Raw genomic sequence first — 25,060 nt, 5'->3', positions numbered from 1 at the left:
TGAGGGTGCCCGGCAGTCGACGCCAGTGCCACCGACGTGGCTCCCTTCCAGTCCGACGTCGGCACCCGCCCCTCAGACGGCGGCGATACGACCCCGCCGCGTCAAGTCGGCCCATCCCTCCGCCTTGCGCTCCAGCATCGCCACCCGGATCTCGGCGGCCCGCGCCCTGATCGAGGGGGACGGCTCCGCCGGTCGCCGCGGCCCGCCTGCCGCCTCTTCTCGCGCGCAGCCCCCGCACAAACCGTCCGGCAACGCCTCCGGGCGGCCGGGGACGCCGCAGTTCGTGCACTCCATGAGCTGACGGGGCCACCGTGTCCCATACGCCGAAGCCGAAGCCGAAGCCGAAGCCGAAGCCGAAGCCGAAGCCGAAGCCGACGTCCGCTGCCGCTCCGGCGGCATCTTGTCCAGCAGCCTCCGCCGCACCAACGCCCCCGGCGCGTACACCTTCTCCGGCAGCGCGGCCGTCAGCACCCCGCTCAAGTGCTCCGGCGTCGACCCCCGCCGCAGCCACTCCGCCGCCAGCTCCTCCAGCCCCGCGCAGTCCCTCGCCGACAGCGCGAGACGCGGCTCCCGCAGGCCGAGGCGGGCGAGGGTGTCGTACGCGGGGGAGGGGGATCCCGGCGATTCCGGGGCGGTCGAGGGCGTGGGGGCAACGGGGGTGCGCTGCCCGGGAGTTACGACCCGCTCGGCGCCCTCCGCCGGCCTGCTGCCGTCGCCCTCCGCCGTCTCGTCACCCTCGCCCTCCGCCTTCGTCTCCGCCGCCCCGTCACCCTCCACCACCCCCGACCACCATTCGCAGTCACGTGCGGTACGCGACCAGTACGTCAGGAACACCCACCTCGTCCCCGCCGACGCCGCCTCGCGCCCTTCCCCCGGCGACACCTTCCTCCGCACCCGCCGCAAGTGCCCTGCCCTGCTCAGGTCGTTGAGGAGGGTCCGCACCGCCTGCTGCCCGAACAGCGGCTGCGCCTTCGCCAGCGTCTTCGCGTCCATCGCGGCGTTGTCGGGGAGTTGGTCGATGAAGGACGCCAAGTAGGCCACGCGGGCGGGGAGATGCCCGAAGTCGTCGGGGCCGGACGGCCGCTGGCCGGGGGCGGATCGCTTGCCGTAGCCCGGCTTGGCCATCGGATGGGCTGCCGGGGAGGGGAGGGTGGAGGTAGAGTTTTCGTAAGCCACGAGATCGCCTCTTGGATCTTGTAGGTGAGACCCCGGCAGGTGCGCTAACACCTGGCCGGGGTTGTTTGTTGGGGCGAACGCTAGACCCTCGCGACGTCAAGTCGCAACACGATCACAAACAGTCATCTTGCGCGGTGAGCCCGGGAGTTGACGCGGTCGTCCGGGGGGAGGGCGGGAGGGTGGGTTGAACTCTTTCCCCCCATTCCACATAAGAGGCGGCTCGGGTCCCGCGGCCCGGCGCCCGGAGCTCAGGCGCCCTCGAAGGCCGGGTGTCAGTGCCGGCCGGTACCGTGAACGTGCTGGCGCAGCTCGAAGCGGAGAACGGGGGATCTGTGTCCAAGTGGGATGTCCAAGTCGGCCTCGTCCGCGAGGTCCTCGCCAAGACCGAGGAGACGGCGGGGGATTTCGAGGGCGAGTTCACGGCTTACACGAACGGCTTGCGGAGTGCCGCCAAGTCGGCGGGCACGATGGCTCCGGGGGCGGTGCCCAAGAGCGGCACACCCGGCCCGATCGCCGCCGCGCTCCAGGAGTTCGCGGACAAGACCTTCGACGACCTGCGCTACCTCCCCGCCCGCGCCGCCAAGTCGATCGGCGGAGCGGCGCGGGCCACCGCCGAGTACGTCAAGGGCGACCTGGAGATGGCGGCCAACGCGCAGCACGACGCGGTCCCGGATCCGAAACTGCCTCCGGTCGCGGCGGAGGGCGGTGCGGGCAAGTGATCGGCGATCCCGGTGAACTCCCCGAATTCAGCGGTGACCTCGACCAGTTGGAGAAGGACGCCGGCGCGCTGAAGAAGGCCGCGTCCGACATCCGCGACACCGGCGGGGACGTGCACAGCGACTTCCAGGGCCTGGTGTCCTGCTACACGGCACCCGAAGCCGACCAGCTCTTCCACACCACCATCCCGGTCCGCGACAAGGCCGACGCGTTCGCCGAGAAGCTGGAGAACGTCAGCGGCGCCCTGTCGGACTTCGCCAAGGACGCCCGGCCGCTCGTCCAGCGGATGGATCGGCTGCGGAGCGAGGCAGTCGAGTTCCGAGCCTCGGTCAAGGGCGACGACGACTGGCGGCAGGACCAGGACAACGTCGACAAGAACGCGCGTCTGGTCCACGAAGTCGGCCGGGTCTGGGGCGAGTTCCAGGAACTGGAGCGCTCGACGGCCACGAAGATCGGCGGCGAGGTCGGCGGCACGCGCTGGGTCACCGACGACGGCTCGCACAAACAGGGCATGTACGGCTTCAGCGCCGACGACGCGGCCAAGGCCGACGACACACCCTGGGGGAAGGCCGACGAGCGCGAGTACACCGGCCTCGCCGCCGCCTGGCAGTGGACGAAGCACAATGTGGGCGGCGCCCTCAAGGGCTTCTTCGTGGACGGCGTCTGGGGCACCCTCAAGGGCCTCGGCAACATGGTCAACGTCTTCGACTGGGACACCTTCACCCAGACGTGGAGCGGCATCGGGGATGTCTTCGGCGGGGTCAGCGCGTACCTGATGACGCCGTACGACTGGGCCATGGACAAGATGTTCGGCCCGGTCGACCACAGCGACACCGACCGCCAGAAGAAGGCTCTGCGCGACTTCGGCAAGTCCTTCGTCGCGTACGACGAGTGGGGGACGAACCCGGCCCGCGCGGGCGGCACCGTCGTCTTCAACGTCCTCACCATCGGCGCCGGCGGTTTCCTCAAGCTGGGCAAGGCCGGTTCGCTGGGCGCCAGGGCCGCCGAGATGGGCGAGGCGACTTCCGTGGCCGGCCGCGCCGCCAGAGTCGCGGACGCCCTCGGCACGGCGGGGCGGCTCGCGGATCCCATGACGTACGTCGCCAAAGGCGCGGGCTTCGTGAAGCTGAAGGTCGGCGACATGATGGCGGGTCTCAAGGAGCTGCACTCCGGTCCGGTGGACGACTTCCTCCACAGCGAGCCGCCGGCGACCCACACCCCGGTCAGCCTCCCGGACAAGTCCGTCCGCTTCCCGGACGGCACGGTCCTCCGCGAGGACGGCACCATGCTCTCCCCGGAGGGGAAGCCGCATGAGAACCCGATTCCGGTGGAGTCTTCGGCCGCGGATCGGACGGCTCGGCATGAGGTCCCGGCGCCGCATGTGTCGGCTCATGCGGAGCAGAGGGTGCCGGTGCATGCGGAGCAGCCGGTGGCGGCGCATGGGGGCGGGGGCGGCGAAGGGCACGGCATTCCGCCGCACGACGCTCACGAAACCCCGGCGGATCATTCGGGCCACGGCCACGATGCCGACGCCGATCACGTGGCGGCAGAGCACACGCAGGACCCCGCGCACACCATGCGCTCGGACTACGTCCCGCCGGACTCGCCGAAATCCAAGCTGCCCGCTCCTCCCAAGGAGCACGGCGACATCGTGCTGGCGACCGGCGACCACGTCTATTATCAGCCGGACCTGACGACGATCGGCTATGACAGCATGACGCAGCTGAACCGGGAGTTCACGGCGCGGCTCGACGGCTATCACGACGTGATCGTGCACGGAAATGACAAGGGATTCTTCATGCCGGGCAGGAAGAATGCCGCTGGAGTCGATTTCCCGCCCGGTGAAGTGAACGTCGGCCACATCGTCGAGGCCATCAGGAACAATCCGAGTTACAAGGGAGAGCCCATCAGGCTCATCTCCTGTCATACGGGAGTGGTGCGCGACGGTATCGCGGATATTCCGGCTGCGCAGCAGCTGGCGAACGAACTGGGCGTTCCGGTCACGGCCCCGACGGACGAGGTGGGTATTTATCCCTCACGGCCGAAGGGACAGGAGCCGGAAGTGCAGAACGGTGGATATTGGAGGACCTTCCTCCCCGTCGTCAAGTAATTCTGGAAGGGAAGTAACAAAGTGAAGGTCCTCGGCCTCTACAGCGAGCTCTGGCCGTCGCACCCGGATGCGGCCGACAGCATCCGCTCGTTCGTGGCGGATGCGCCGCAGCCGGATGAGAGCGGGATCGCCTCGTACCTCCGCGACGGTCACATGCTCTTCGCCTCCATGGGCGTCGTCGACGACGTGCTCGGGTCGGGTGAGGACATCCTGGGCGGTGGGTCGCTGTTCACCGACGGCGAGTGGGTCTGGCGCGGCGACCTCTGGTTCTACGTCTCCACCCACCACGTCGTGCTCCCGGACGATTTCCGGGCCAAGGCCGACTCTTTGGGGTACGTGGTTCCCTCGGTCGAGCAGGAGCGTCTTACGGCCCTCACGGACGAGATCCAGGCATTCCGGTCCGGCAAGCGGACGTGATTCCGGTCGCCGCCGAAGCACTGACGACCGACCACGGGGACCCCGTATGACCAAAGACGTGATCGCGCTGACCGACCGGATGCCGGATGCCTGGAGTGTCCTGGCCGGGCTCCTCGCCGGTGGGCCCGACCTTCAGGTCCGGCCCGCCGGTGAAGGAGCGGTCATCCAGCTCTGCGACCCGCGGGGCCGCCCTCTGGTCTCGATCGAGGCCCCGCTGCTGCTCCATGTCCCGGACGAGGCACGGCGATTGCTCGGCGCCGACGACGTCGGCGGCGGACAGAAGTGGTGGACCGAGGCCCGCGCCTCCACCGCGGCCCCCGAGGCCGAACGCCTCGCCGGCGTCTTCGCCGCCCGCCTGACAACCCTGCTCGGCGGCACCGTCTGGCCCCCGGACACCCCCGGCGCCGACGACCCGGCCCACCCCGTCGACACCTCCGGCATCACGGCCGCCCCCACCCCCGCGGCCGCCCAGCCCGCAGTCGACGTCCTCACCGACAAGGTCGCCGTCGTCCTCCAGGACCGCCCCGTCATCGCCATGACCAGCTGGCTCTCCGAAGCCCTCCGCGCCACCCTCGCCAGCGAACGCGCCCTCCAGATCGTCACCCCACGCCACTGCCGCCTCTCCCTCCCCACCCACACCGCACTCACCGGCCCACCCACCCGCTGGGTGATCCAGGACCCCGACTGCGGCTACTACGACGGCCACTCCGGCGCGGTGCTCCGCTGGCGGGACGGCGCCTTCCAGCCCGCCCACGACGACACCGGCGAGACCCCGCTCGCCCCCGCTTTCACAGCCGCCCCCCGCACCGGGGAACGCCAACTCCACCTGAACTTCCGCACGGTCCACCGACCCGACGCCCGACTCGTCCTGGGCGGCGCCCTGGAGACCGCCTGGCAGACCCTCACCGGCGAACCCCCCACCGGCTGGGGCACCGCCGAACCGGCCAACCTCCCCTGGTCCCGCCGCACCCTCACGGACCTCGCGTACGAGCGTGCGCCGCAGCCGACTTGGACGGTCGTCGTAGGATCGGCCGCCCGCCCCGCCCTCGCCACCCTCCGCGTACTGCGCACCCCGGACGGCGTAGAGGAGGACATGACCCTCGCGGTCGGCTTCCGGGCGGGCGAGACCCCTCCGCTCGCGGCTGTCGCGGACCTGGCCGCCGAACTCACCGCACGGCACGGCCTGCGCACCCTCCTCGCCCACCTCCGAGAAGCCCGCGCGGACCTGAGCGTGCCGCCGCACTTCGAACGCCCCCCTGTTCCCTTCGGCTTCGCCCTGGGCCCCGTCGAGGCGGCAGAGGCGGGCACCGACACCGCCGCCCGCCCACCGCTGCCCACCGCACCGGTACGGCTCGGGGGCGCGGGGCGGGAGGGACAAGGGCCGGGCTACTACTACCCGCTGGGAGACGGCGAGTCGGCGGCGGGCTGGGCCGCCTTCGAGAGGCTGCTACGGCATCTGCGGGGCGTTCCCGTAAGCCGGTAGAGGCAACCCCCTTACACATCCCCACACTTGGAATCCGCCCCCGGATCCAGCGACAACCGATACCCCCGCTTCACCACCGTCTGGATCAGCTTCGGTGCCCCAAGTGCCGTGCGCAGGCGGGCCATTGCCGTTTCCACGGCGTGCTCGTCGCGGCCCGCGCCCGGCAGTGCTCGTAGCAGGTCCGCCCTGGGGACGACCCAGCCCGGGCGGCGGGACAGGGCGCGCAGCAGGGACATGCCTGCCGGCGGTACCGGCCTCAACTCCCCGTCCACCAGCACCGCGTGGCCCCGGATCTCCACCCGGTGCCCGGCGATGGGCAGCGCGCGGGCGCGGGACGGCAGTTCCTGGCAGAGGAGTTGGACCAGGGGGCCCAGGCGGAAGCGTTCCGGCTGGAAGGTGCCGACTCCCTTGGACTGCAAGGGGAGCGCGGTCACCGGGCCCACGCACATCGGCAGCACGTCATGGTGCAGAGCCGCCAACACCTCGCCCAGCAGGCCCCGTTCCTCCGCCCGTGACAGAACGGACGCCGCCGCAGGCGCACTTGTGAACGTCACCGCGTCAAGTCCCCGCGTCACGACGGCGTCCAGCAGCCGGTCCAGCGGCCCGATGTCCTCCGGCGGCATCCACCGGTACACCGGCACCCCCACCACCTCGGCCCCGCCCTCCCGCAACGCCTCCACGAACCCGGGCAACGGCTCCCCGTGCAGCTGGACGGCGATACGACGGCCCCCCACCCCCTGCTCCAGCAGCCGGTCGAGCACCTCCGCCATCGACTCGCTCGACGGCGACCAGTGCTCCGTGAGCCCCGCCGCCCGGATCGCACCCTTCACCTTCGGACCCCGCGCCAGCAGCTCCACCTCGCCCAGCCGGGCCAGCAGCGGCTCGCCCAGGCCCCACCCCTCGGCCGCCTCCACCCAGCCCCGGAACCCGATCGCGGTCGTCGCGACGACGATGTCCGGGGCCACGCCGAGGAGATCCTTCGTCGCCGCCAGCAGCTCGCTGTCGTCGGACAGCGGGACGATCCGCAGCGCGGGCGCGTGCACGACGGCCGCGCCCCGCCGCTGGAGCAGCGCCCCCAGCTCCTCGGCGCGCCGGGCGGCGGTCACGCCCACGGTGAAGCCGGACAGGGGACCGTGCGCCGGCCGTTTCTCGTCGTCGTGCATAGTCAACTCTCGATCCCGCCGTCCCGTAGCAGTGCACCCTCGTCGCCGGCGCGGCCGGCCAAGCCGATACGGCCCACCCAGCCGGACCGGCCCGCACCGCCCGCGCAGCACCCCCGCACGAGCGTCGAGCCTGTCAACGGAGCATGACAGGCTCGGTTCCGCCCGGTGTCGCCCGTGTTACGTCACACCTCGGCATAGCTGAGCTGCGGCTTCGCCTCCGCCGCGTCCTTCGTGGCGGTCGCGGCGGCCGGGCCCCGAAGGTATACGGCCCACGTCACCGCGAAGCACGCCGCGTAGAAGGCGAGGAAGGCGACGAACGCGCCGGTGCCGGAGCCGTAGGAGAGGAAGGACTGGCGGAAAGCCAGGTTGATGCCGACCCCGCCGAGCGCCCCGGCCGCCCCGATCAGGCCCATCGACGCGCCCGACAGCCGCCGCCCGTACGCCGCCGCCTCCTCGCCCGTGAGCCCCTTGGCCAGCGCCTTCGCCTGGAAGATGCCGGGGATCATCTTGTACGTCGAACCGTTGCCGAGGCCGGTCAGGACGAACAGGACCACGAAGACGCCCACGAAGAACGGCAGCGACTTCGCCACGCTCGCCGCGACCAGCGCCGCGGTGGCCGCCGCCATGCCGACGTAGGTGTACAGGGTGATGCGCGCGCCGCCGAAGCGGTCCGCGAGCCGGCCGCCGACCGGGCGGATCAGGGAGCCGAGCAGCGGGCCGATGAAGGTCAGGTACGCGGCCTGGAGCGGCGTACGGCCGAACTGGTTCGTCAGGACCTGGCCGAAGGCGAAGGAGTAGCCGATGAACGAGCCGAACGTGCCGACGTACAGGAACGACATGATCCAGGTGTGCCGGTCCTTCGCCGCGTCGACGGCCGCGCCGGTGTCGTTCTTCACCGAGGAGAGGTTGTCCATGAACAGGGCCGCCAGCGTCGCCGCGACGACGATCAGCGGGATGTAGATCCCCAGCAGCACCCTCGGCCCGCCGCCCGCGCCGATCACCGCGAGCGCCGCCAGCTGGATCACCGGCACGCCGATGTTCCCGCCGCCCGCGTTCAGCCCCAGCGCCCAGCCCTTCTCGCGCAGCGGGAAGAAGGCGTTGATGTTCGTCATCGACGACGCGAAGTTCCCGCCCCCGACCCCGGCCAGCAGCCCGACCAGCAGGAACGTCGAGAACGACGTACCCGGTTCCATCACCGCGAACGCCGCCACCGTCGGGATCAGCAGCATCGCCGCCGAGACGATCGTCCAGTTCCGGCCGCCGAACACCGCCACCGCGAAGGTGTAGGGGACGCGTACGACCGCCCCGACCAGCGTCACCATCGACGTCAGCAGGAACTTGTCCGCCGGGGTCAGGCCGTACTCCGGGCCCATGAACAGGACCAGCACCGACCACAGGGTCCAGACCGAGAAGCCGATGTGCTCCGAGAGCACCGAGAAGAGCAGGTTGCGCCGGGCGACCCGCTTTCCGCCGGAGCGCCAGAACGCCTCGTCCTCCGGGTCCCACTGCTCGATCCAGCGCCCTTTCCGGGCTGCTGCTGCGGCGGGGGATGTCATGACGCCTCCACGGGGATCACGGGGACAGGGGTACGGTGCCGTCCTCGTCGACGTTAGGAACGGCGCGTTTCCTGCCTGTGCCGACGGGTGACCGGAAGGGAACTTCGCGCTCACCGCGGGGGTGGCGGGGGTGAGAGATCCGGGACACAGGGGGGTGGCGCGCGCTTTTGCGCGAGCGGGTTCCGGGTGGTCGGCCCGAGCCGGACCGTACCGTCACTGTCAGCTCCCCGTCGCTCACTTGAGCGGTATCCCCGGCCCCAGGGGGTTACGTCCCCGTCAGCGGGCAGGCACTGTAAGAGAGTCCCCGCGCGGGAACGGTCCCGGTGCGGGGGAGTACCGACCCCTAGGCGGTGACAGGCCATGACGCTGCACACGGCACCGGTCCCGGCCCTGCACGACTTGCGGTTCGACGCCGGGCGGATCTGCCTCGACCTCCTCGCGACCACGCATCCCTTCGAACGGCTCGACGGACCGGGCCAGTTGTGCGCCTGGATCACCGGCTCGGGCCTCGTCCCCACCGGCACCCCCCTCACCCGAGCCGACACCGCCTGGCTCCACGCGTTCCGCGAACTCAGGGGACACATCGGCCAGTTGATCAGGGCCCGGCTCCATCCGGAGGGCCGGCTCCCGAGCGAGAGCCGCTTCCCCCCAGAGAGCCGGCTCCCGAGCGAAGGCCGCTTCCCGAGCGAGAGCCGCCTCCAGAATGAAGGCCGCTTCCCGAGCGAGAGCCGCTTCCAGCCCCAGGCCGACCCCCGCCGCCCGCCCGACCCCCGCCTCCACGACCGCCCCCTCACCCCCCTCGCCCAAGTCCACGCCCTCGCCCGCGTCAACGCCCTCGCCCTCGCCGCCCCGCCCGCCCCCCGCGCCGTCCTCGCCGAAGACGGCGCCCTCGTCCGCCAGTTGGCCCGCCCGCCGGACTGCGCCGCCCTTCTCGCCGCCGTCGCCCGGGACGCCGTGGAGCTGCTGACCGACCCCGCCGCCCGATCGGCGCTGCGGCAGTGCGAGGGGGACAACTGCCCCATCGTGTACGTGGACACGTCCCGCGGACGGCGCCGGCGCTGGTGCTCCAGCGAGATCTGCGGGAACCGGGAACGCGTCGCGCGCCATCGTCGTAGGGCGGCGCTCGCGCGGGCGTGAGGGGCGGCGCGCGAAGCCCCGGGGGGAACCGTCCGTGTGCCAGACCCCGGGGAACCATCCACCCCCCGTACGCGTCTTCCGTGACAGCCGCTTGCGTAAATCAGCCGAAAATGGCGCGAGTTACGCGCGTCGCGCTATTGACTGGACGTCAATTAACTGTCTACGCGCCTCACTTCCCCGCCCCGCATGTCCCGTCCGCCCCGAACCTCCCGACTCCGCGCGGAAGTTCATCGAAGTGATTTCGATAACACTCCGTTTCGCCCCGGCGTGTCCCGGGCAGCTGGCGGGATCTTGTCGATGTGGCGGAAATGTAAAGGAAATCGGGTGGGGATGTGCTCCCATGTCCCGCTTGTCATGGCGTCCCGAACAAAATTCGCCGCGCCCCTTTGAACACTCCCGCACCCCCGCCCGTACTCGAGGCGGAGCGACCGACTGGGGGAACCCGGGACATCGGAGGTGGGCGTGCGCAAGGATTCCGTCGTGGCCAATGAACGTGGATCGAGGGCCCGACATCGCATGTCCCAGCCCTCGGAGCCGGATGAGGAGCTGATGCGTGCCCTCTATAGGGAACACGCCGGCCCTCTCCTTGCATATGTCCTGCGCCTGGTCGCCGGAGACCGGCAGCGTGCCGAAGACGTCGTACAAGAGACACTCATCCGTGCCTGGAAGAACGCCGGACAGCTCAACAGAGCGACCGGCTCGGTACGCCCCTGGCTGGTGACGGTCGCCCGGCGCATCGTCATCGACGGACACCGCAGCCGGCAGGCCCGGCCGCAGGAGGTCGACCCGTCACCGCTGGAGGTCATCCCCGCGGAGGACGAGATCGACAAGGCGCTGTGGCTGATGACCCTGTCCGACGCCCTCGACGACCTGACGCCGGCGCACCGGGAGGTGCTGGTCGAGACGTATTTCAAGGGGCGTACCGTCAATGAGGCGGCCGAGACCCTCGGGATACCCAGCGGCACCGTCCGCTCCCGGGTGTTTTATGCCCTGCGGTCGATGAAGCTTGCTCTGGAGGAGCGGGGGGTGACGGCGTGATGAGTGTCTACGGGGGATTCGGAAGCAACGGTCCGGGTATGTCAGGACCCATGAGCCCCAGGCAGGGATCACCGGTGCCCAACGAGCACGAGACGGTCGGCGCGTACGCCCTCGGCATCCTCGACGACGCCGAGGCGACCGCCTTCGAGGCCCATCTCGCCGGCTGTGAGTGGTGCGCCCAGCAGCTCGACGAACTGGCCGGCATGGAACCCATGCTGGCCGCCCTCGCCGACCTCCCGGGCACCGGCACCCCCGCCATCGGCGAGTCGCTCTCCGCCAAACCCAGCCCGCGCCTGGTCGAGAAGCTCGTCGACGAGGTCTCCGAGCGGCGCGCCGTCAAACGCCGGCGCTCCTTCTTCCTCGTCGCCGCCGCTGCCGCGCTCATCATCGGCGGCCCCCTCGGCGTCATGGCCGTGACCGGCGGCGACAGCGGCAGCGGCAACGCCCCGGCCGTCGCTTCCGCGAACACCGCGAAGGACGCCTTCCAGACCCTCTCCGCGAAGACCACCGCCACCGACGCCACCACCAAGGTCACCGGCACGGTCGCCACCGCGAAGAAGCTCTGGGGCACCGAGGTCGTCCTCCAGCTCGCCAACGTGACCGGACCCGAGAAGTGCTCCCTCATCGCGATCGGGAAGAACGGCGAACGCGAGACGGTCTCCTCCTGGTCCGTCCCGGCCCCCGGCTACGGCCTGCCCGACGGCACCACCGAGCAGTCCAAGAGCCCGCTGTACGTCCAGGGCGGCTCCTCCTTCGCCCCGGACGAGATCGCCGGCTACGAGGTCGTCACCTTCGGCGGCAAGAAGCTGCTGGAGCTGAACGTCTGACCCCGCACGGCCCGCCATGAGCGCGTGGCTTCCACCGACCGGCCCCCTTCGCGTACGGTTGACGGCTGCCCAGCACGTCAGAAGGGGGCCCGGTGGCCGCACAGGCTCAACAGGAAACCGCGCCAGGAACGGTTCCGGAAACCGCGCCAGGAACGGTTCGGGACTCGGTCCACGAGTCGGTCGACCGTTCGACCGGCGAATCCGCACGCGACTCGGTCCGCGACCGCGAGATCGAGGCCGAACAGGATCACCTCGACCGCGTCTACCACCGCCTCGAGGAGAAGATCCATCAGGCGGAGTTCCTGCTCCACGACGCGTCCCAGCGCGGCCAGGTCGGCACCCCCGGCGCCCTGGCCGAGCGCGACGCCCAGGTCTTCCGGGCCGGCATCCATCTCAACCGGCTCAACAACGAGTTCGAGGACTTCCTCTTCGGCCGCATCGACCTCCTCCTCGGCAAGGACGGCAAGAAGGGCCCCGACGGCGCCTACACGGCCGTGGAGCCCGCCGAGGGCGCCGTACGCGCCGACGGCACCGCCGACATCGCCGAGACCCTCCACATCGGCCGCATCGGCGTCCTGGACGAGGACTACGCCCCCCTCGTCATCGACTGGCGCGCCCCCGCCGCCGCCCCCTTCTACCGCTCGACCCCGGTCGAGCCCGGGCGCGTCGTACGCCGCCGCGTCATCCGCTCCAAGGGCCGGCGCGTCCTCGGCGTCGAGGACGACCTCATGCGGCCCGAGCTGAAGGCGGCGCTGGACGGGCAGGAGCTGGCCGTCATCGGCGACGGCGCCCTGATGGCCGCGCTGGGGCAGGCCCGCGGCCACACCATGCGGGACATCGTCTCGTCCATCCAGGCCGAACAGGACCTCGTCATCCGGGCGCCCGCCGCCTCGGTGGCGTACGTCGAGGGCGGGCCCGGCACCGGCAAGACCGCCGTCGCCCTGCACCGCGCGGCCTACCTCCTCTACCAGGACCGCCGCCGCTACGCCGGAGGCATCCTCATCGTCTCCCCGACCCCGCTGCTGGTCGCCTACACGGAAGGGGTGCTGCCGTCGCTGGGCGAGGAGGGCCAGGTCGCCATCCGGGCCATCGGCTCCCTGGTCGACGGCGCCGAGGCGAAGCTGTACGACTCTCCGGCGGTGGCCCGGGCGAAGGGGTCGTACCGGATGCTGAAGGTGCTGCGCAGGGCGGCTCGGGGGGCGCTGGAGGGGGTGTCCGGGGCTGGAGTCGGGGGTGCCGCCGCTTCGGAGAAAGCTTTCGGGAAGGCGTCCGGCGAAGTTTCCGGCAAGGCTTCCGGTACGGCCTTCTCCGGTACGACCGGACAGCTCGCGTTCGGTGAGGACGACGAGGACACGCCCGTCCCCGCCGGCTCTCCCACCCGCCTCCGCGTCGTCGCCTTCAACCGCCGCCTGGAGCTGGAGGCGCCCGCGCTGGAACGTGTCCGCCGCACCGCCCTCACCGGCACCGCCCCCGTCAACCTGCTGCGCCCCCGCGCCCGCAAGCTCCTCCTGGACGCCCTGTGGGAGCAGTCCGGCGCCGCCTCCCGGCACACCGACCCGGAGCTGGCCGCCGAACTGCGGCTGTCGTTCGACGAGGACGTCACCACGGAGGACTCCTTCATCGAGTTCCTCGACGCCTGGTGGCCCGAGCTGACCCCGAAGGCCGTCCTCGCCGCCATGGCCGACGAACGCCGCCTGGGCCGCTGGGCGCGCCGCATCCTCAACCCCGGCGAGGTCCGCAAGGTCGCCCGCTCGCTCAAGCGGGACGGGCACTCCGTGCACGACATCGCCATGCTCGACGAACTCCAGGCGATCCTCGGCAGCCCCCTGCGCCCGAAGAGGAAACGCGAACTGGACCCGCTGGACCAGCTCACCGGCCTCGACGAGCTGATGCCCGTCCGCGAGGAGTCGCAGCGCGAGCGCGCGGAACGGCTCGCGCAGGAGCGGGTCGAGTACGCGCACGTCATCGTCGACGAGGCGCAGGACCTCACGCCGATGCAGTGGAGGATGGTCGGCCGGCGCGGCCGGCACGCCACCTGGACGGTCGTCGGCGACCCCGCCCAGTCCTCCTGGTCCGACCCCGACGAGGCGGCCGAGGCCCGCGACGAGGCGCTCGGCTCCCGCCCCCGCCGCCGCTTCCAGCTGACCGTCAACTACCGCAACCCCTCCGAGATCGCCGACCTCGCCGCCAAGGTCCTCGCCCTCGCCATGCCCGGCTCCGTCTCCCCGAGGGCGGTCCGCTCCACCGGCGTCGTCCCCCGCTTCGTCGCCGTGGGCAAGACCCTCGCGGAGACGGTGAAGGACGAGACCCGGCGCCTCCTGGAGGAGGTCGACGGCACCGTCGGCGTCGTCGTCGCCATGAACCGCCGCGAAGAGGCCCGCCGCTGGCTCGCCGGGCTCGGTGACCGCGCGGTCGCGCTCGGGAGCCTGGAGGCGAAGGGCCTCGAGTACGACGCCACGGTCGTCGTCTCCCCCGCCGAGATCGCCGACGAGTCACCGGCCGGGCTGCGGGTGCTGTACGTCGCGCTGACCCGGGCGACGCAGCAGCTGACGGTGGTGTCGGAGGAGCGGGACGAGCCGGATGGGGATGGGGTGCCGGATCTGTTGCGGGACTGACTGCGGTGACATGACTGCGCAGACATGTCAGCGTAGTCAGGCGGGGGGCTGACTACGCGGTCATGTCACCGCGGTCATGTCACCGCGGTCATGTCACCGCGGTCATGTCACCGTGGTCATGTCACCGCGGTCATGTCACCGCGGTCATGTCACCGTAGTCATGTCACCGTAGTCATGTCACCGTAGTCATGTCAGCGCAGTCATGTCAGCGCAGTCATGACTGCGCTGACATCCCTCCCCCCCCCGGTGGCCAGTTCTCGTGGGTCGTCCCGTGCCGCTGGCAAAGGCCGGTTTTGACCTGTCATGGCTGCGGTTTTGCTGTGAACTCCGGCGACAGGAATGGTTCGTCGCCGTCCGTTTGTTAGCCTTGCTGTGACACCGGCTCGATCCAAGCCCCCGGGCCCAACCTTCGTCGCCACGAGCGACCACTTGCCGCGAGGCGAGCATGGCGGGTCGGTGTCACAGACGTAGGGAAGAGGCCCACGCCAGGACATGGCGTGGGCCTCTTCTCGTCATGAACAAAAGGTTCGCAATTCAGCCCCGGCTAACGCCTACCGGGCGGTAGGTGCGACGATCGGACAGCACATTCAGCCTCACGGTGAAAGAGGAAGTCGGCCATGGCAACGGCGCCCAGCGTCTCCTACTCGATGACGATCCGGCTGGAGGTGCCGGCCAGCGGGACCGCGGTCTCGGCCCTCACCACCGCCGTGGAGTCCTCCGGGGGCTCGGTGACGGGCCTCGACGTGACCGCTTCCGGCCACGAGAAGCTCCGTATCGACGTCACGATCGCGGCGACGTCGACGAACCACGCCGACGAGATCGTCGAGAAGCTCCGCGGCATCGAGGGCGTCACCCTCGGCAAGGTCTCCGACCGTACGTTCCTGATGCACCTCGGCGGCAAGATCGAGATGCAGTCGAAGCACCCCATCCGCAACCGTGACGACCTCTCGATGATCTACACGCCGGGTGTGGCGCGCGTGTGCATGGCGATCGCCGAGAACCCCGAGGACGCCCGCCGCCTCACCATCAAGCGCAACTCCGTCGCGGTCGTCACGGACGGCTCCGCGGTGCTGGGCCTGGGCAACATCGGCCCCAAGGCGGCGCTGCCGGTGATGGAGGGCAAGGCGGCCCTGTTCAAGCGGTTCGCGGGCATCGACGCGTGGCCGCTGTGCCTGGACACGCAGGACACGGACGCGATCGTGGAGATCGTCAAGGCGATCGCCCCGGGCTTCGCCGGCATCAACCTGGAGGACATCTCCGCGCCGCGCTGCTTCGAGATCGAGGCCCGGCTGCGCGAGGCCCTGGACATCCCGGTGTTCCACGACGACCAGCACGGCACCGCCATCGTCGTCCTGGCCGCCCTGACGAACGCCCTGCGCGTCGTCGGCAAGGACATCGCACAGGTGAAGGTCGTCATGTCGGGCGCGGGCGCGGCCGGTACGGCGATCCTGAAGCTGCTGCTGGCCGCGGGCGTCAAGGACGCCGTCGTGGCCGACATCCACGGTGTGGTGCACGCCGCCCGCGAGGACCTGGTGGACGCCTCCGCCGACTCGCCGCTGCGCTGGATCGCCGACAACACCAACCACGAGGGCCTCACGGGCACCCTGAAGGAGGCTGTGCGCGGCGCGGACGTCTTCATCGGTGTCTCGGCCCCGAACGTCCTGGACGGCGACGACGTGGCCGCCATGGCGGACGGCGCGATCGTCTTCGCGCTCGCGAACCCCGACCCGGAGGTCGACCCGGCGGTGGCCCGCCAGACGGCGGCCGTCGTCGCCACGGGCCGCTCGGACTTCCCCAACCAGATCAACAACGTGCTGGTCTTCCCGGGTGTCTTCCGCGGTCTGCTGGACGCGCAGTCGCGCACGGTCAACACGGAGATGATGCTGGCCGCCGCGAAGGCGCTGGCCGACGTGGTCTCCGAGGGTGAGCTGAACCCGAACTACATCATTCCCAGCGTCTTCAACGACAAGGTCGCGGGCGCGGTCGCGGGTGCGGTGCGGGATGCCGCGAAGGCGGCCGGCGCCTCGGCGTCCTAAAGCGCTTTAAAACGCTTGAACGGGGGGTGGAGGAACGGTACGCCGACAGGGTTTTCGGGCCTTGTCGGCGCCTTGCCGGTGCCTCTGCTGTGAGACTTGCCACGCCCAGTGACCGGCGCGTCGTGAAAGCGGCGTGCGCCGGGCCCGCCCTAAGGTTGCGGCCGCGCAGCGCTATTCGTGTGACTCCCTAGGGTGCTACGGCGCCTTGGAGGGGTGCCGGATTGGCTTTCCCGCCGCCGGTAGGGGCAGGATGCGACTCGGGCGCGAGCGTTTCGGCTTCGCTGTGCTCGGCGGCTTCGCCGCAGGACACGCCCCAACAGCAAGAAGAACACGGGAGTAACAACATGAACCGCAGTGAGCTGGTGGCCGCGCTGGCCGACCGCGCCGAAGTGACCCGCAAGGACGCCGACGCCGTGCTGGCCGCGTTCGCCGAGGTCGTCGGTGACATCGTCGCCAAGGGCGATGAGAAGGTCACCATCCCCGGCTTCCTGACCTTCGAGCGCACCCACCGTGCCGCTCGCACCGCGCGCAACCCGCAGACCGGCGACCCCATCCAGATCCCGGCCGGGTACAGCGTGAAGGTCTCCGCGGGCAGCAAGCTCAAGGAAGCGGCCAAGGGTAAGTAGTCGCTCTGACGAGAGCATCGCGCCCCTGCATAAGGGGCGCTTTTCTTACGACGATGGGGCGGCCCCCTTTTCACGGGGGGCCGCCCCATCGTCGTAAGAGAAAAGCTTTTCTTCTTTAGCCGAGCGCCTTCCCCGGGAGTTCCACCTTCGCTCCGAGCTCGACCAGCTTCTCCATGAAGTTCTCGTAGCCGCGGTTGATCAGGTCGATGCCGTGGACGCGGGAGGTGCCCTCGGCGGCCAGGGCCGCGATCAGGTAGGAGAAGCCGCCGCGCAGGTCGGGGATGACCAGGTCGGCGCCCTGGAGCTTCGTGGGGCCCGAGACGACCGCGGAGTGCAGGAAGTTGCGCTGGCCGAAGCGGCAGTCGGAGCCGCCCAGGCACTCGCGGTAGAGCTGGATGTGGGCGCCCATCTGGTTGAGCGCGGAGGTGAAGCCCAGGCGGGACTCGTAGACCGTCTCATGGATGATCGACAGGCCGGTCGCCTGGGTGAGCGCGACGACCAGGGGCTGCTGCCAGTCGGTCTGGAAGCCCGGGTGGACGTCCGTCTCCAGGGCGATCGACTTGAGCAGGCCGCCGGGGTGCCAGAAGCGGATGCCCTCGTCGTCGATCGCGAAGGCGCCGCCGACCTTGCGGTAGGTGTTCAGGAACGTCATCATCGAGCGCTGCTGGGCGCCGCGGACGTAGATGTTCCCGTTGGTCGCCAGCGCCGCGGAAGCCCACGAGGCGGCCTCCAGGCGGTCCGAGAGGGCCGCGTGGGTGTAGCCGCCGAGCTTGTCGACGCCGGTGATGCGGATCGTGCGGTCGGTGTCCAGGGCGATGATCGCGCCCATCTTCTGGAGCACGCAGATGAGATCCTCGATCTCGGGCTCCACGGCCGCGTTGGACAGCTCGGTGACGCCCTCGGCGAGGACGGCCGTCAGCAGCACCTGCTCGGTCGCGCCGACCGACGGGTAGGGCAGCCGTATCTTCGTACCGCGCAGCCCCTTGGGGGCCTCCAGGTACTGGCCGTCCGCGCGCTTCTCGATCGTCGCGCCGAACTGGCGCAGCACGTCGAAGTGGAAGTCGATCGGCCGGCCGCCGATGTCGCAGCCGCCGAGCCCCGGGATGAACGCGTGCCCCAGGCGGTGCAGCAGCGGCCCGCAGAACAGGATCGGGATACGGCTGGAGCCCGCGTGCGCGTCGATGTCGGCGACGTTGGCGCTCTCCACGTAGGTCGGGTCCATGACCAGCTCGCCGGGCTCCTCACCCGGACGGACCGTCACCCCGTGCAGCTGGAGCAGCCCGCGTACGACCCGCACGTCGCGGATGTCCGGCACATTGCGCAGCCGGCTCGGCTCGCTGCCCAGCAGGGCGGCGACCATGGCCTTGGGTACGAGGTTCTTCGCACCGCGGACCCGGATCTCGCCCTCCAGCGGGGTTCCGCCGTGGACAACCAGTACGTCGTCAGAGCCGTTGACGGTCATGTATCTCGCGTTCCGTGGGGTGGGTCAGGGGCCAGAAGGGAAAGGGTAATCGCCGTTCACCCCCTGCCTGTCAGCACGGGAAGCGCTCAGGACGGTCATAGATGTGTCACAACACGAACGGTGCCTCACCGGACACGAGCGGTCATGAACAGCTATGCGCGCGTATGGTGCCCCGATCGCGCCCGGAGCTGCCTTTTTCGGTCCGCTTCCGGTTCACGTCCATTGGCTCCCCGCCCGCCGCGAAGATGCGGGATCATGTCAGGCATGACCGAGGTGTCCTCGCTCACAGGGCGGCTGCTCGTGGCAACACCCGCCCTGGCGGACCCGAACTTCGACCGCGCGGTGGTGCTTCTCCTCGACCACGACGAGGAGGGCTCCCTAGGGGTCGTCCTCAACAGACCGACCCCGGTGGGCGTCGGCGACATCCTGGAGGGCTGGGCCGAACTCGCCGGTGAACCCGGGGTCGTCTTCCAGGGCGGCCCGGTCTCCCTGGACTCCGCGCTCGGCGTCGCCGTCATCCCGGGCGGCGCCTCCGCCTCGGGGGAACGCGCCCCGCTCGGCTGGCGGCGCGTGCACGGCGCGATCGGCCTCGTCGACCTGGAGACCCCGCCCGAGCTCCTGGCGCGCTCCCTGGGCTCCCTGCGCATCTTCGCGGGGTACGCGGGCTGGGGCCCCGGACAGCTGGAGGACGAGCTGGGGGACGGCGCCTGGTACGTCGTCGAGTCCGAACCCGGGGACGTGTCCTCGCCGGCGCCCGAGCGGCTGTGGCGGGAGGTGCTGCGGCGCCAGCGCAGCGAGCTGGCGATGGTGGCCACGTACCCGGACGACCCTTCGCTCAACTGAGGCGTGTGAGCTTCAGTACCCTGGAGTTCATGAGCACTCTCGAACCCGAACCCGAGCGCGGCACCGGTACGGGAACCCTTGTGGAGCCGACGCCGCAGGTGTCGCACGGCGACGGCGACCACGAGCGGTTCGCGCACTACGTCCAGAAGGACAAGATCATGGCGAGCGCCCTCGACGGGACGCCCGTCGTCGCGCTCTGCGGCAAGGTGTGGGTGCCGGGCCGCGATCCCAAGAAGTACCCGGTGTGTCCCATGTGCAAGGAGATCTACGAGTCCATGGGGTCCGGGGACGACAAAGACGGGGACAAGGGCGGCAAGTAGGCCTCCCTCCAAGGCTTCTCCGCTGCCCATAGAGCTTGTTCTCGCGACACCTCCGGGCGCCGGTCCCACCGGCGTACCGGGGGTTTTCGTGTCGTGTGGCGTCGTCCGCGCGGGAGTTGCGCCGAAGTGGTAACCGGCTTGCGCTGAACTGGTAAGCGGAAAACATCCCAAGTGTCACCGAAGAGTGGCAATTCGAGCACTCCGGTCATGCCGCTCGTAAGCGCCTCATCTCCCCGATGAGGTGGGCGAATGCCTCCTAGTGGACCCCTGTCTTCGGGTGCCCGGAACATGTGCCAGAGTTGCCACGTCCGCCCTGTCGGCACGTACCGTACGGCGCAGGCAGGTGGGACTAGGTGGGGCAGCGGGAAGGGGCAGCCGGTTTGACCACGCACGCACCGCACGCGGCGCAGTCCGTCGTGCTGCCCACGACGCTGGACGAGGCGGTGGCGGCCCTCGCGGCCCTGCCGGCCGCCGTCCCCGTGGCCGGCGGCACCGACCTCATGGCGGCCGTCAACTCCGGCCAGCTCAGGCCCGCGGCCCTGGTCGGCCTCGGCCGCATCAGCGAGATCCGCGGCTGGCAGTACCAGGACGGACACGCCCTCCTCGGCGCGGGCCTCACGCACGCGCGCATGGGCCGCCCCGACTTCGCCGCCCTCATCCCCGCCCTCGCCGCCTCCGCGCGCGCGGCGGGCCCCCCGCAGATCCGCAACGCGGGCACCCTGGGCGGCAACATCGCCACCGCCGCCCCCACCGGGGACGCGCTCCCCGTGCTCGCCGCCCTGGAGGCGACCCTGGTCGTCGCGGGCCCCGACGGCGCCCGCCGCGAGGTCCCCGTCTCCCACCTGCTGGCCGGCATGGAGATGCTGCGCGGCGGCGAACTCATCGGCTACGTGCGCGTACCCCTGCTGCACGCCCCCCAGGTCTTCCTCAAGGCGACTGGGCGCACCGGACCCGGCCGTGCGGTCGCCTCCGTCGCCCTGGTCCTCGACCCCGCCCGGCGCGGAGTACGGTGCGCCGTCGGCGCCATAGCGCCCATGCCGCTGCGTCCCCTGGACGCCGAGCAGTGGGTCGCCCGGCTCATCGACTGGGACAACAGCCGCAGGCTCGTCCCCGAGGCGCTGACCGCCTTCGGCGAGTACGTCGCGGCGGCCTGCATCCCCGACCCGGTCCCCGAGGCGGACGGCACCGTCGCCCCCTTGCCGCCCGCCGTACTGCATCTGCGGCGCACGGTCGCCGCACTGGCCCGACGAGCACTGGGGAGGGCGCTGTCATGACCGACGAGCAGCACGGGCGGCAGGACCACGGCACACCCCCGGGCGGCAGCCGCTGGAACCCGCTGCCCCAGGGCGAGTACGACGACGGCGCCACCGCCTTCGTCACGCTCCCCGAGGGCGGCATCGACGCACTCCTCGCCGGTGACCCCCTCGCCGCCCCCGGCCACGGCTACGTCCCCCCGCCCATCGAGCAGGCCCCCCACGCGGACACCTGGTCCACCCCGGCGCACGGCACCCAATGGCCCGCCGCCGACGACCGCTTCACGTACGCCGACGGCACCGGGCAGTGGACCTACGAAGAGCCCGCGCAGACTCCCGGGCACGACGTCACCGGCCAGTGGTCGATCCCTGTCGCCGGCGGTGAACTCCCGGACGAATCCGGCGAGTTCACCGCGTCCGCGCTGGTCGAGCAGTGGGGCACCAACCCTCCGGCCACCCTCCCCGGCGGCGCGTCCGCGCCCTGGGCGACCCAGGACAGCTGGGGCGGCCAGAACCAGTTCGCCGAGGACACCGACGGCCGCGGACTGCACCACGGCGCGGCGCAGGAGACGTACGGACACGCCGGGGAGCACGCGGGGTACGCCGTCGAACTCCCCGAGATCGCTCACCCCGAAGTCACCGGCCACGGCGCCGACCTGGCCGGGGCGGAACTGCCCGAGCCCGCCGGTGCGCCGGGCCACCCGGACGACACGCCCGGCGCCGCCGAGGAGCCCGCGGAGGCCGGCCCCGACGCCGCGTCCGCCGCCATCGGCCGCCTCACCGCCGTCACCGCCCCGCACGAGCCCGCCGGGACGGAAGCGCCGGCCGAACCTCCGTACGAGACCCCGCCGCAGGCCCTGGAAGCCGCCTCAGGCGCCCCGGAAGCCGCCGAAGGGGTCGAAGGTGCTCCGGAGGCCGTCGAGGCCGCTGGAGAGGCGCAGGAGGCTCCGGGGTCCGGTGAGCCGGACGACGGCACCGGCGCGGCGGACGCCGCGGAACCCGGCGCGCCGCAGGAGTTCCCCCCGCCGCACGACGAACACCCCCTCGCCTCCTACGCGTTGAGCGTCAACGGCACCGAACGGCCCGTCACCGACGCCTGGATCGGCGAGTCGCTGCTGTACGTCCTGCGCGAGCGGCTCGGCCTCGCGGGCGCCAAGGACGGCTGCTCGCAGGGCGAGTGCGGCGCGTGCAACGTGCAGGTCGACGGACGGCTCGTCGCGTCCTGCCTGGTGCCCGCCGTGACGACCGCCGGCAGCGAGATCCGCACGGTCGAAGGGCTCGCCGTCGACGGACAGCCCTCCGACGTCCAGCGCGCGCTCGCGCGGTGCGGCGCCGTGCAGTGCGGGTTCTGCGTGCCCGGCATGGCGATGACCGTGCACGACCTCCTGGAGGGCAACCCGGCGCCCACCGAACGGGAGACCCGCCAGGCGCTGTGCGGCAACCTGTGCCGCTGCTCCGGCTACCGGGGCGTCGTCGAGGCCGTCAAGGAGGTCGTCGCCGAACGCGAGGCGCAGGCCGCCGAGGACGGCGACGAGGCGCGCATCCCGCACCAGGCGAGCGGCGAGCAGTCGGTCTTCGACCCGGGCCCGCACGGCGGACCGGACCAGCGGTACGGGCAGGACGGGAGCCAGGGATGAGCAGCGAGACCTTGGCCGCCGACGAGCCCGTACCCGGCCCCGAGCCGACCCCGCACGGGCTGGGCTGGTCGATGCCGGCCGCCGACTCGCGCGCGAAGACCGAGGGCACCTTCCCCTACGCCGCCGACCTGTGGGCCGAGGGCCTGCTGTGGGCGGCCGTCCTGCGCTCGCCGCACCCGCGCGCGCGGATCGTCTCCATCGACACCTCCCACGCGCGCGAGATGCCCGGCGTACGGGCCGTCGTCACCCATGAGGACGTCCCCGGGAGCCCGCGCCACGGCCGGGGCCCCCTCGACCGCCCGGTGTTCGCCTCCGAGGTCGTGCGCCACCACGGGGAGCCGCTCGCCGCCGTCGCCGCCGACCACCCGGACACCGCGCGGATGGCCGCCGCCGCCGTCATCGTCGAGTACGAGGTCCTCGACCCCGTCATCGACCCCGAACTCGCCTTCGAGGCCGAGCCGTTGCACCCCGACGGCAACCTGATCCGGCACATTCCGCTCAGCCACGGCGACCCCGACGCGGTCGGCGAGATCGTCGTCGAGGGCCAGTACCGCATCGGCCGCGCGGACCCCGCCCCCATCGGCGCCGAGGCCGGCCTCGCCGTACCGCGCCCCGACGGCGGCGTGGAGCTGTACCTGGCCTCCACCGACCCGCACACCGACCGGGACATCGCCGCCGCCGTCTACGGGCTGCCCCCCGAACTGGTGAAGGTCGTCGTCACCGGCGTCCCCGGGGCCACCGCCGACCGCGAGGACCAGAGCTTCCAGCTCCCGCTCGGGCTGCTCGCGCTGAAGACCGGCTGCCCGGTGAAACTCACCGCCACGCGCGAGGAGTCCTTCCTCGGCCACGTCCACCGCCACCCCACCCTGCTGCGCTACCGCCACCACGCGGACGCCGAGGGCCGCCTGGTGAAGGTCGAGGCCCAGATCCTCCTCGACGCGGGCGCGTACGCCGACACGTCCGCCGAGGCCCTGGCCGCCGCCGTGTCCTTCGCCTGCGGCCCCTACGTCGTTCCTAACGCCTTCATCGAGGGCTGGGCGGTACGCACCAACAACCCGCCCTCCGGCCATGTCCGCGGCGAGGGCGCCATGCAGGTCTGCGCGGCCTACGAGGCGCAGATGGACAAGCTCGCCAAGAAGCTCGGCGCCGACCCCGCGGAACTGCGCCTGCGCAACGCCATGGCCACCGGGGACGTCCTGCCCACCGGCCAGACGGTCACCTGCCCCGCGCCCGTCGCGGAGCTCCTCCAGGCCGTCCAGGAACACCCCCTGCCGCCGCTGCCCAAAGACACCCCCGAGGACGAATGGCTGCTCCCCGGCGGCCCCGAGGGCGCGGGCGAGCCCGGAGCGATCCGCCGGGGCGTCGGCTACGGCCTCGGCATGGTGCACATGCTGGGCGCCGAGGGCGCCGACGAGGTCTCTACGGCCACCGTGAAGGTCCAGGGCGGCGTCGCGACCGTCCTGTGCGCGGCGGTCGAGACCGGCCAGGGCTTCACGACCCTGGCCCGCCAGATCGTCCAGGAGACCCTGGGCGTCGACGAGGTCCACGTCGCCCCTGTGGACACCGATCAGCCTCCCGCGGGCGCGGGCTGCCGTGGCCGTCATACCTGGGTATCAGGCGGCGCCGTCGAACGGGCCGCCAAGATGGTCCGCACGCAGCTGCTACAGCCCCTGGCGCACAAGTTCGGCATGTCCACGGAACTGCTCCAGATCACCGACGGCAAGATCACCTCGTACGACGGTGTCCTGTCGACGACCGTCGCGGAGGAACTGCACGGCAAGGAGCTGTGGGCGACCGCCCAGTGCCGCCCGCACCCCACCGAGCCCCTGGACGCCGCCGGCCAGGGCGACGCCTTCGTGGGGCTCGCGTTCTGCGCGATCCGCGCGGTCGTCGACGTCGACATCGAGCTGGGGTCCGTGCGCGTGGTCGAACTGGCCGTCGCCCAGGACGTCGGCCGCGTCCTCAACCCCGCGCAGCTCGCCGCGCGGATCGAGGCGGGCGTCACCCAGGGGGTCGGCATAGCGCTGACGGAGAATCTGCGCACCCCGCGCGGGTTGCTGCGCCATCCCGACCTGACGGGGTACGCCCTTCCGACGGCCCTGGACGCTCCCGACATCCAGATCGTGCGTCTGGTGGAGGAGCGGGACGTCGTCGCGCCCTTCGGGGCGAAGGCGGCCAGCGCGGTGCCGGTCGTGACGTCGCCTGCGGCGGTGGCGTCGGCTGTGCGGGCGGCGACGGGGCGGCCGGTGAACCGGCTGCCTATTCGTCCGCAGGCGGCTGTGGTGACGCAGTAGGCGTGTTCTTGGTGACCGGGTAGCCGTGTTGTTCGGGCCCGGAGTGTTCCGGGCGCCAGGAGTACGTGTGCGGCGAGGAGTTGGAGCCGTGCATTGCGATGATCCGTGCGCGCCCGCCGTATGTGGTGCCGGCGCGGAGACGGTTGAGGTGATTTCGGTGAATCGGGAACTGGCGGCGGTGTTGTGACGTTCTGTCGGTAGCGGGGCTTGTCAGCCGACGGGCTCTGTACGGGCTTGTCGCGGTCTCGGTCTGGCGCCGGGGCTCGTGTCGGCTCGGCGGCTCGGTGGGCGTTTTCGCTGGTGGCGGGGCGTTGTCAGTGGTGGCGCGTAGTGTTTTGGGCAGTGGGGCG

Annotated in this window: 19 protein-coding genes; 15 read left to right on the top strand and 4 right to left on the bottom strand. The window is 71.4% G+C overall.

What is annotated here, in order from left to right; all coding sequences use genetic code 11:
* Nucleotides 1–72: 72 nt before the first annotated feature.
* Nucleotides 73–1,176 (bottom strand): hypothetical protein, encoded by a 1,104-nt coding sequence (locus ACYUD3_RS33685; RefSeq protein WP_470978567.1) that lies wholly within the window; start codon nucleotides 1,174–1,176, stop codon nucleotides 73–75.
* A gap of 332 nt (nucleotides 1,177–1,508) precedes the next feature.
* On the opposite strand from ACYUD3_RS33685, the gene ACYUD3_RS33680 reads away from it, so the two are divergent.
* From ACYUD3_RS33680 to ACYUD3_RS33665, 4 genes are read left to right on the top strand one after another with little or no spacing between them, the layout of a single operon-like run.
* A complete protein-coding gene (locus ACYUD3_RS33680; RefSeq protein ID WP_470978564.1) occupies nucleotides 1,509–1,895 on the top strand; it encodes a DUF6507 family protein in 387 nt (128 codons plus the stop codon).
* Nucleotides 1,892–4,003 (top strand): hypothetical protein, encoded by a 2,112-nt coding sequence (locus tag ACYUD3_RS33675; protein WP_470978562.1) that lies wholly within the window; start codon nucleotides 1,892–1,894, stop codon nucleotides 4,001–4,003. The genes ACYUD3_RS33680 and ACYUD3_RS33675 overlap by 4 nt, the downstream gene beginning before the upstream one ends.
* 21 nt (nucleotides 4,004–4,024) lie before the next feature.
* Entirely contained in the window at nucleotides 4,025–4,420 is a 396-nt protein-coding gene (locus ACYUD3_RS33670; RefSeq protein WP_470978559.1) for a hypothetical protein, read from the top strand.
* Nucleotides 4,421–4,466: 46 nt separating this feature from the next.
* On the top strand, nucleotides 4,467–5,903 hold the full coding sequence (locus ACYUD3_RS33665) for a DUF6177 family protein (protein WP_470978556.1): 1,437 nt from the start codon (nucleotides 4,467–4,469) through the stop codon (nucleotides 5,901–5,903).
* Nucleotides 5,904–5,914: 11 nt separating this feature from the next.
* Here ACYUD3_RS33665 and ACYUD3_RS33660 read toward each other — a convergent pair whose 3' ends face one another.
* Both ACYUD3_RS33660 and ACYUD3_RS33655 read right to left on the bottom strand, forming a co-directional pair.
* Nucleotides 5,915–7,066, bottom strand: a complete 1,152-nt coding sequence (locus ACYUD3_RS33660; protein WP_470978554.1) for a uroporphyrinogen-III synthase — start codon at nucleotides 7,064–7,066, stop codon at nucleotides 5,915–5,917.
* 182 nt (nucleotides 7,067–7,248) lie between these two features.
* A complete protein-coding gene (locus ACYUD3_RS33655; RefSeq protein ID WP_470978551.1) occupies nucleotides 7,249–8,622 on the bottom strand; it encodes a nitrate/nitrite transporter in 1,374 nt (457 codons plus the stop codon).
* A gap of 360 nt (nucleotides 8,623–8,982) precedes the next feature.
* On the opposite strand from ACYUD3_RS33655, the gene ACYUD3_RS33650 reads away from it, so the two are divergent.
* The 6 genes from ACYUD3_RS33650 (at nucleotide 8,983) to ACYUD3_RS33625 (ending at nucleotide 16,901) form a co-directional block, all read left to right on the top strand.
* Nucleotides 8,983–9,759, top strand: a complete 777-nt coding sequence (locus ACYUD3_RS33650) for a CGNR zinc finger domain-containing protein (RefSeq protein ID WP_470978548.1) — start codon at nucleotides 8,983–8,985, stop codon at nucleotides 9,757–9,759.
* Between the two features lie 516 nt (nucleotides 9,760–10,275).
* Nucleotides 10,276–10,797, top strand: a complete 522-nt coding sequence (locus ACYUD3_RS33645) for a sigma-70 family RNA polymerase sigma factor (protein WP_010039908.1) — start codon at nucleotides 10,276–10,278, stop codon at nucleotides 10,795–10,797.
* 50 nt (nucleotides 10,798–10,847) lie between these two features.
* Nucleotides 10,848–11,624: an anti-sigma factor family protein gene (locus tag ACYUD3_RS33640; protein WP_470978546.1), complete on the top strand. Its 777-nt coding sequence runs from the start codon at nucleotides 10,848–10,850 to the stop codon at nucleotides 11,622–11,624.
* A 92-nt stretch (nucleotides 11,625–11,716) separates the two neighbouring features.
* Complete coding sequence (locus ACYUD3_RS33635) at nucleotides 11,717–14,239, top strand: HelD family protein (protein ID WP_470978543.1); 2,523 nt, start codon at nucleotides 11,717–11,719, stop codon at nucleotides 14,237–14,239.
* A 617-nt stretch (nucleotides 14,240–14,856) separates the two neighbouring features.
* Complete coding sequence (locus ACYUD3_RS33630; RefSeq protein WP_470978540.1) at nucleotides 14,857–16,275, top strand: NAD-dependent malic enzyme; 1,419 nt, start codon at nucleotides 14,857–14,859, stop codon at nucleotides 16,273–16,275.
* 344 nt (nucleotides 16,276–16,619) lie between these two features.
* Nucleotides 16,620–16,901: an HU family DNA-binding protein gene (locus ACYUD3_RS33625; protein WP_005486790.1), complete on the top strand. Its 282-nt coding sequence runs from the start codon at nucleotides 16,620–16,622 to the stop codon at nucleotides 16,899–16,901.
* 115 nt (nucleotides 16,902–17,016) lie between these two features.
* On the opposite strand, the gene murA is transcribed toward ACYUD3_RS33625, so the two are convergent.
* Complete coding sequence (murA, locus tag ACYUD3_RS33620; protein WP_470978536.1) at nucleotides 17,017–18,363, bottom strand: UDP-N-acetylglucosamine 1-carboxyvinyltransferase; 1,347 nt, start codon at nucleotides 18,361–18,363, stop codon at nucleotides 17,017–17,019.
* 264 nt (nucleotides 18,364–18,627) lie between these two features.
* On the opposite strand from murA, the gene ACYUD3_RS33615 reads away from it, so the two are divergent.
* The 5 genes from ACYUD3_RS33615 to ACYUD3_RS33595 all read left to right on the top strand — a co-directional run bounded on the left by ACYUD3_RS33615 (nucleotide 18,628) and on the right by ACYUD3_RS33595 (nucleotide 24,710).
* On the top strand, nucleotides 18,628–19,206 hold the full coding sequence (locus tag ACYUD3_RS33615; RefSeq protein ID WP_470978533.1) for a YqgE/AlgH family protein: 579 nt from the start codon (nucleotides 18,628–18,630) through the stop codon (nucleotides 19,204–19,206).
* A 29-nt stretch (nucleotides 19,207–19,235) separates the two neighbouring features.
* Nucleotides 19,236–19,526 (top strand): DUF3039 domain-containing protein, encoded by a 291-nt coding sequence (locus ACYUD3_RS33610; RefSeq protein ID WP_470978530.1) that lies wholly within the window; start codon nucleotides 19,236–19,238, stop codon nucleotides 19,524–19,526.
* Nucleotides 19,527–19,906: 380 nt separating this feature from the next.
* Nucleotides 19,907–20,800 carry an FAD binding domain-containing protein gene (locus ACYUD3_RS33605; RefSeq protein ID WP_470978528.1) on the top strand — a complete coding sequence of 298 codons (894 nt, stop codon included), beginning with the start codon at nucleotides 19,907–19,909 and terminating at the stop codon, nucleotides 20,798–20,800.
* Entirely contained in the window at nucleotides 20,797–22,416 is a 1,620-nt protein-coding gene (locus ACYUD3_RS33600) for a 2Fe-2S iron-sulfur cluster-binding protein (RefSeq protein WP_470978525.1), read from the top strand. The genes ACYUD3_RS33605 and ACYUD3_RS33600 overlap by 4 nt, the downstream gene beginning before the upstream one ends.
* Nucleotides 22,413–24,710, top strand: a complete 2,298-nt coding sequence (locus tag ACYUD3_RS33595; protein ID WP_470978522.1) for a xanthine dehydrogenase family protein molybdopterin-binding subunit — start codon at nucleotides 22,413–22,415, stop codon at nucleotides 24,708–24,710. Before ACYUD3_RS33600 ends, ACYUD3_RS33595 begins: the two co-directional genes overlap by 4 nt.
* The last annotated feature ends 350 nt before the right edge of the window (nucleotides 24,711–25,060 follow it).

It is taken from the genome of Streptomyces sp. AMJ-169, assembly GCF_055597585.1.
Note: the sequence above shows the minus strand (reverse complement) of the source record. Positions and strands in the feature narration are given on the sequence as shown.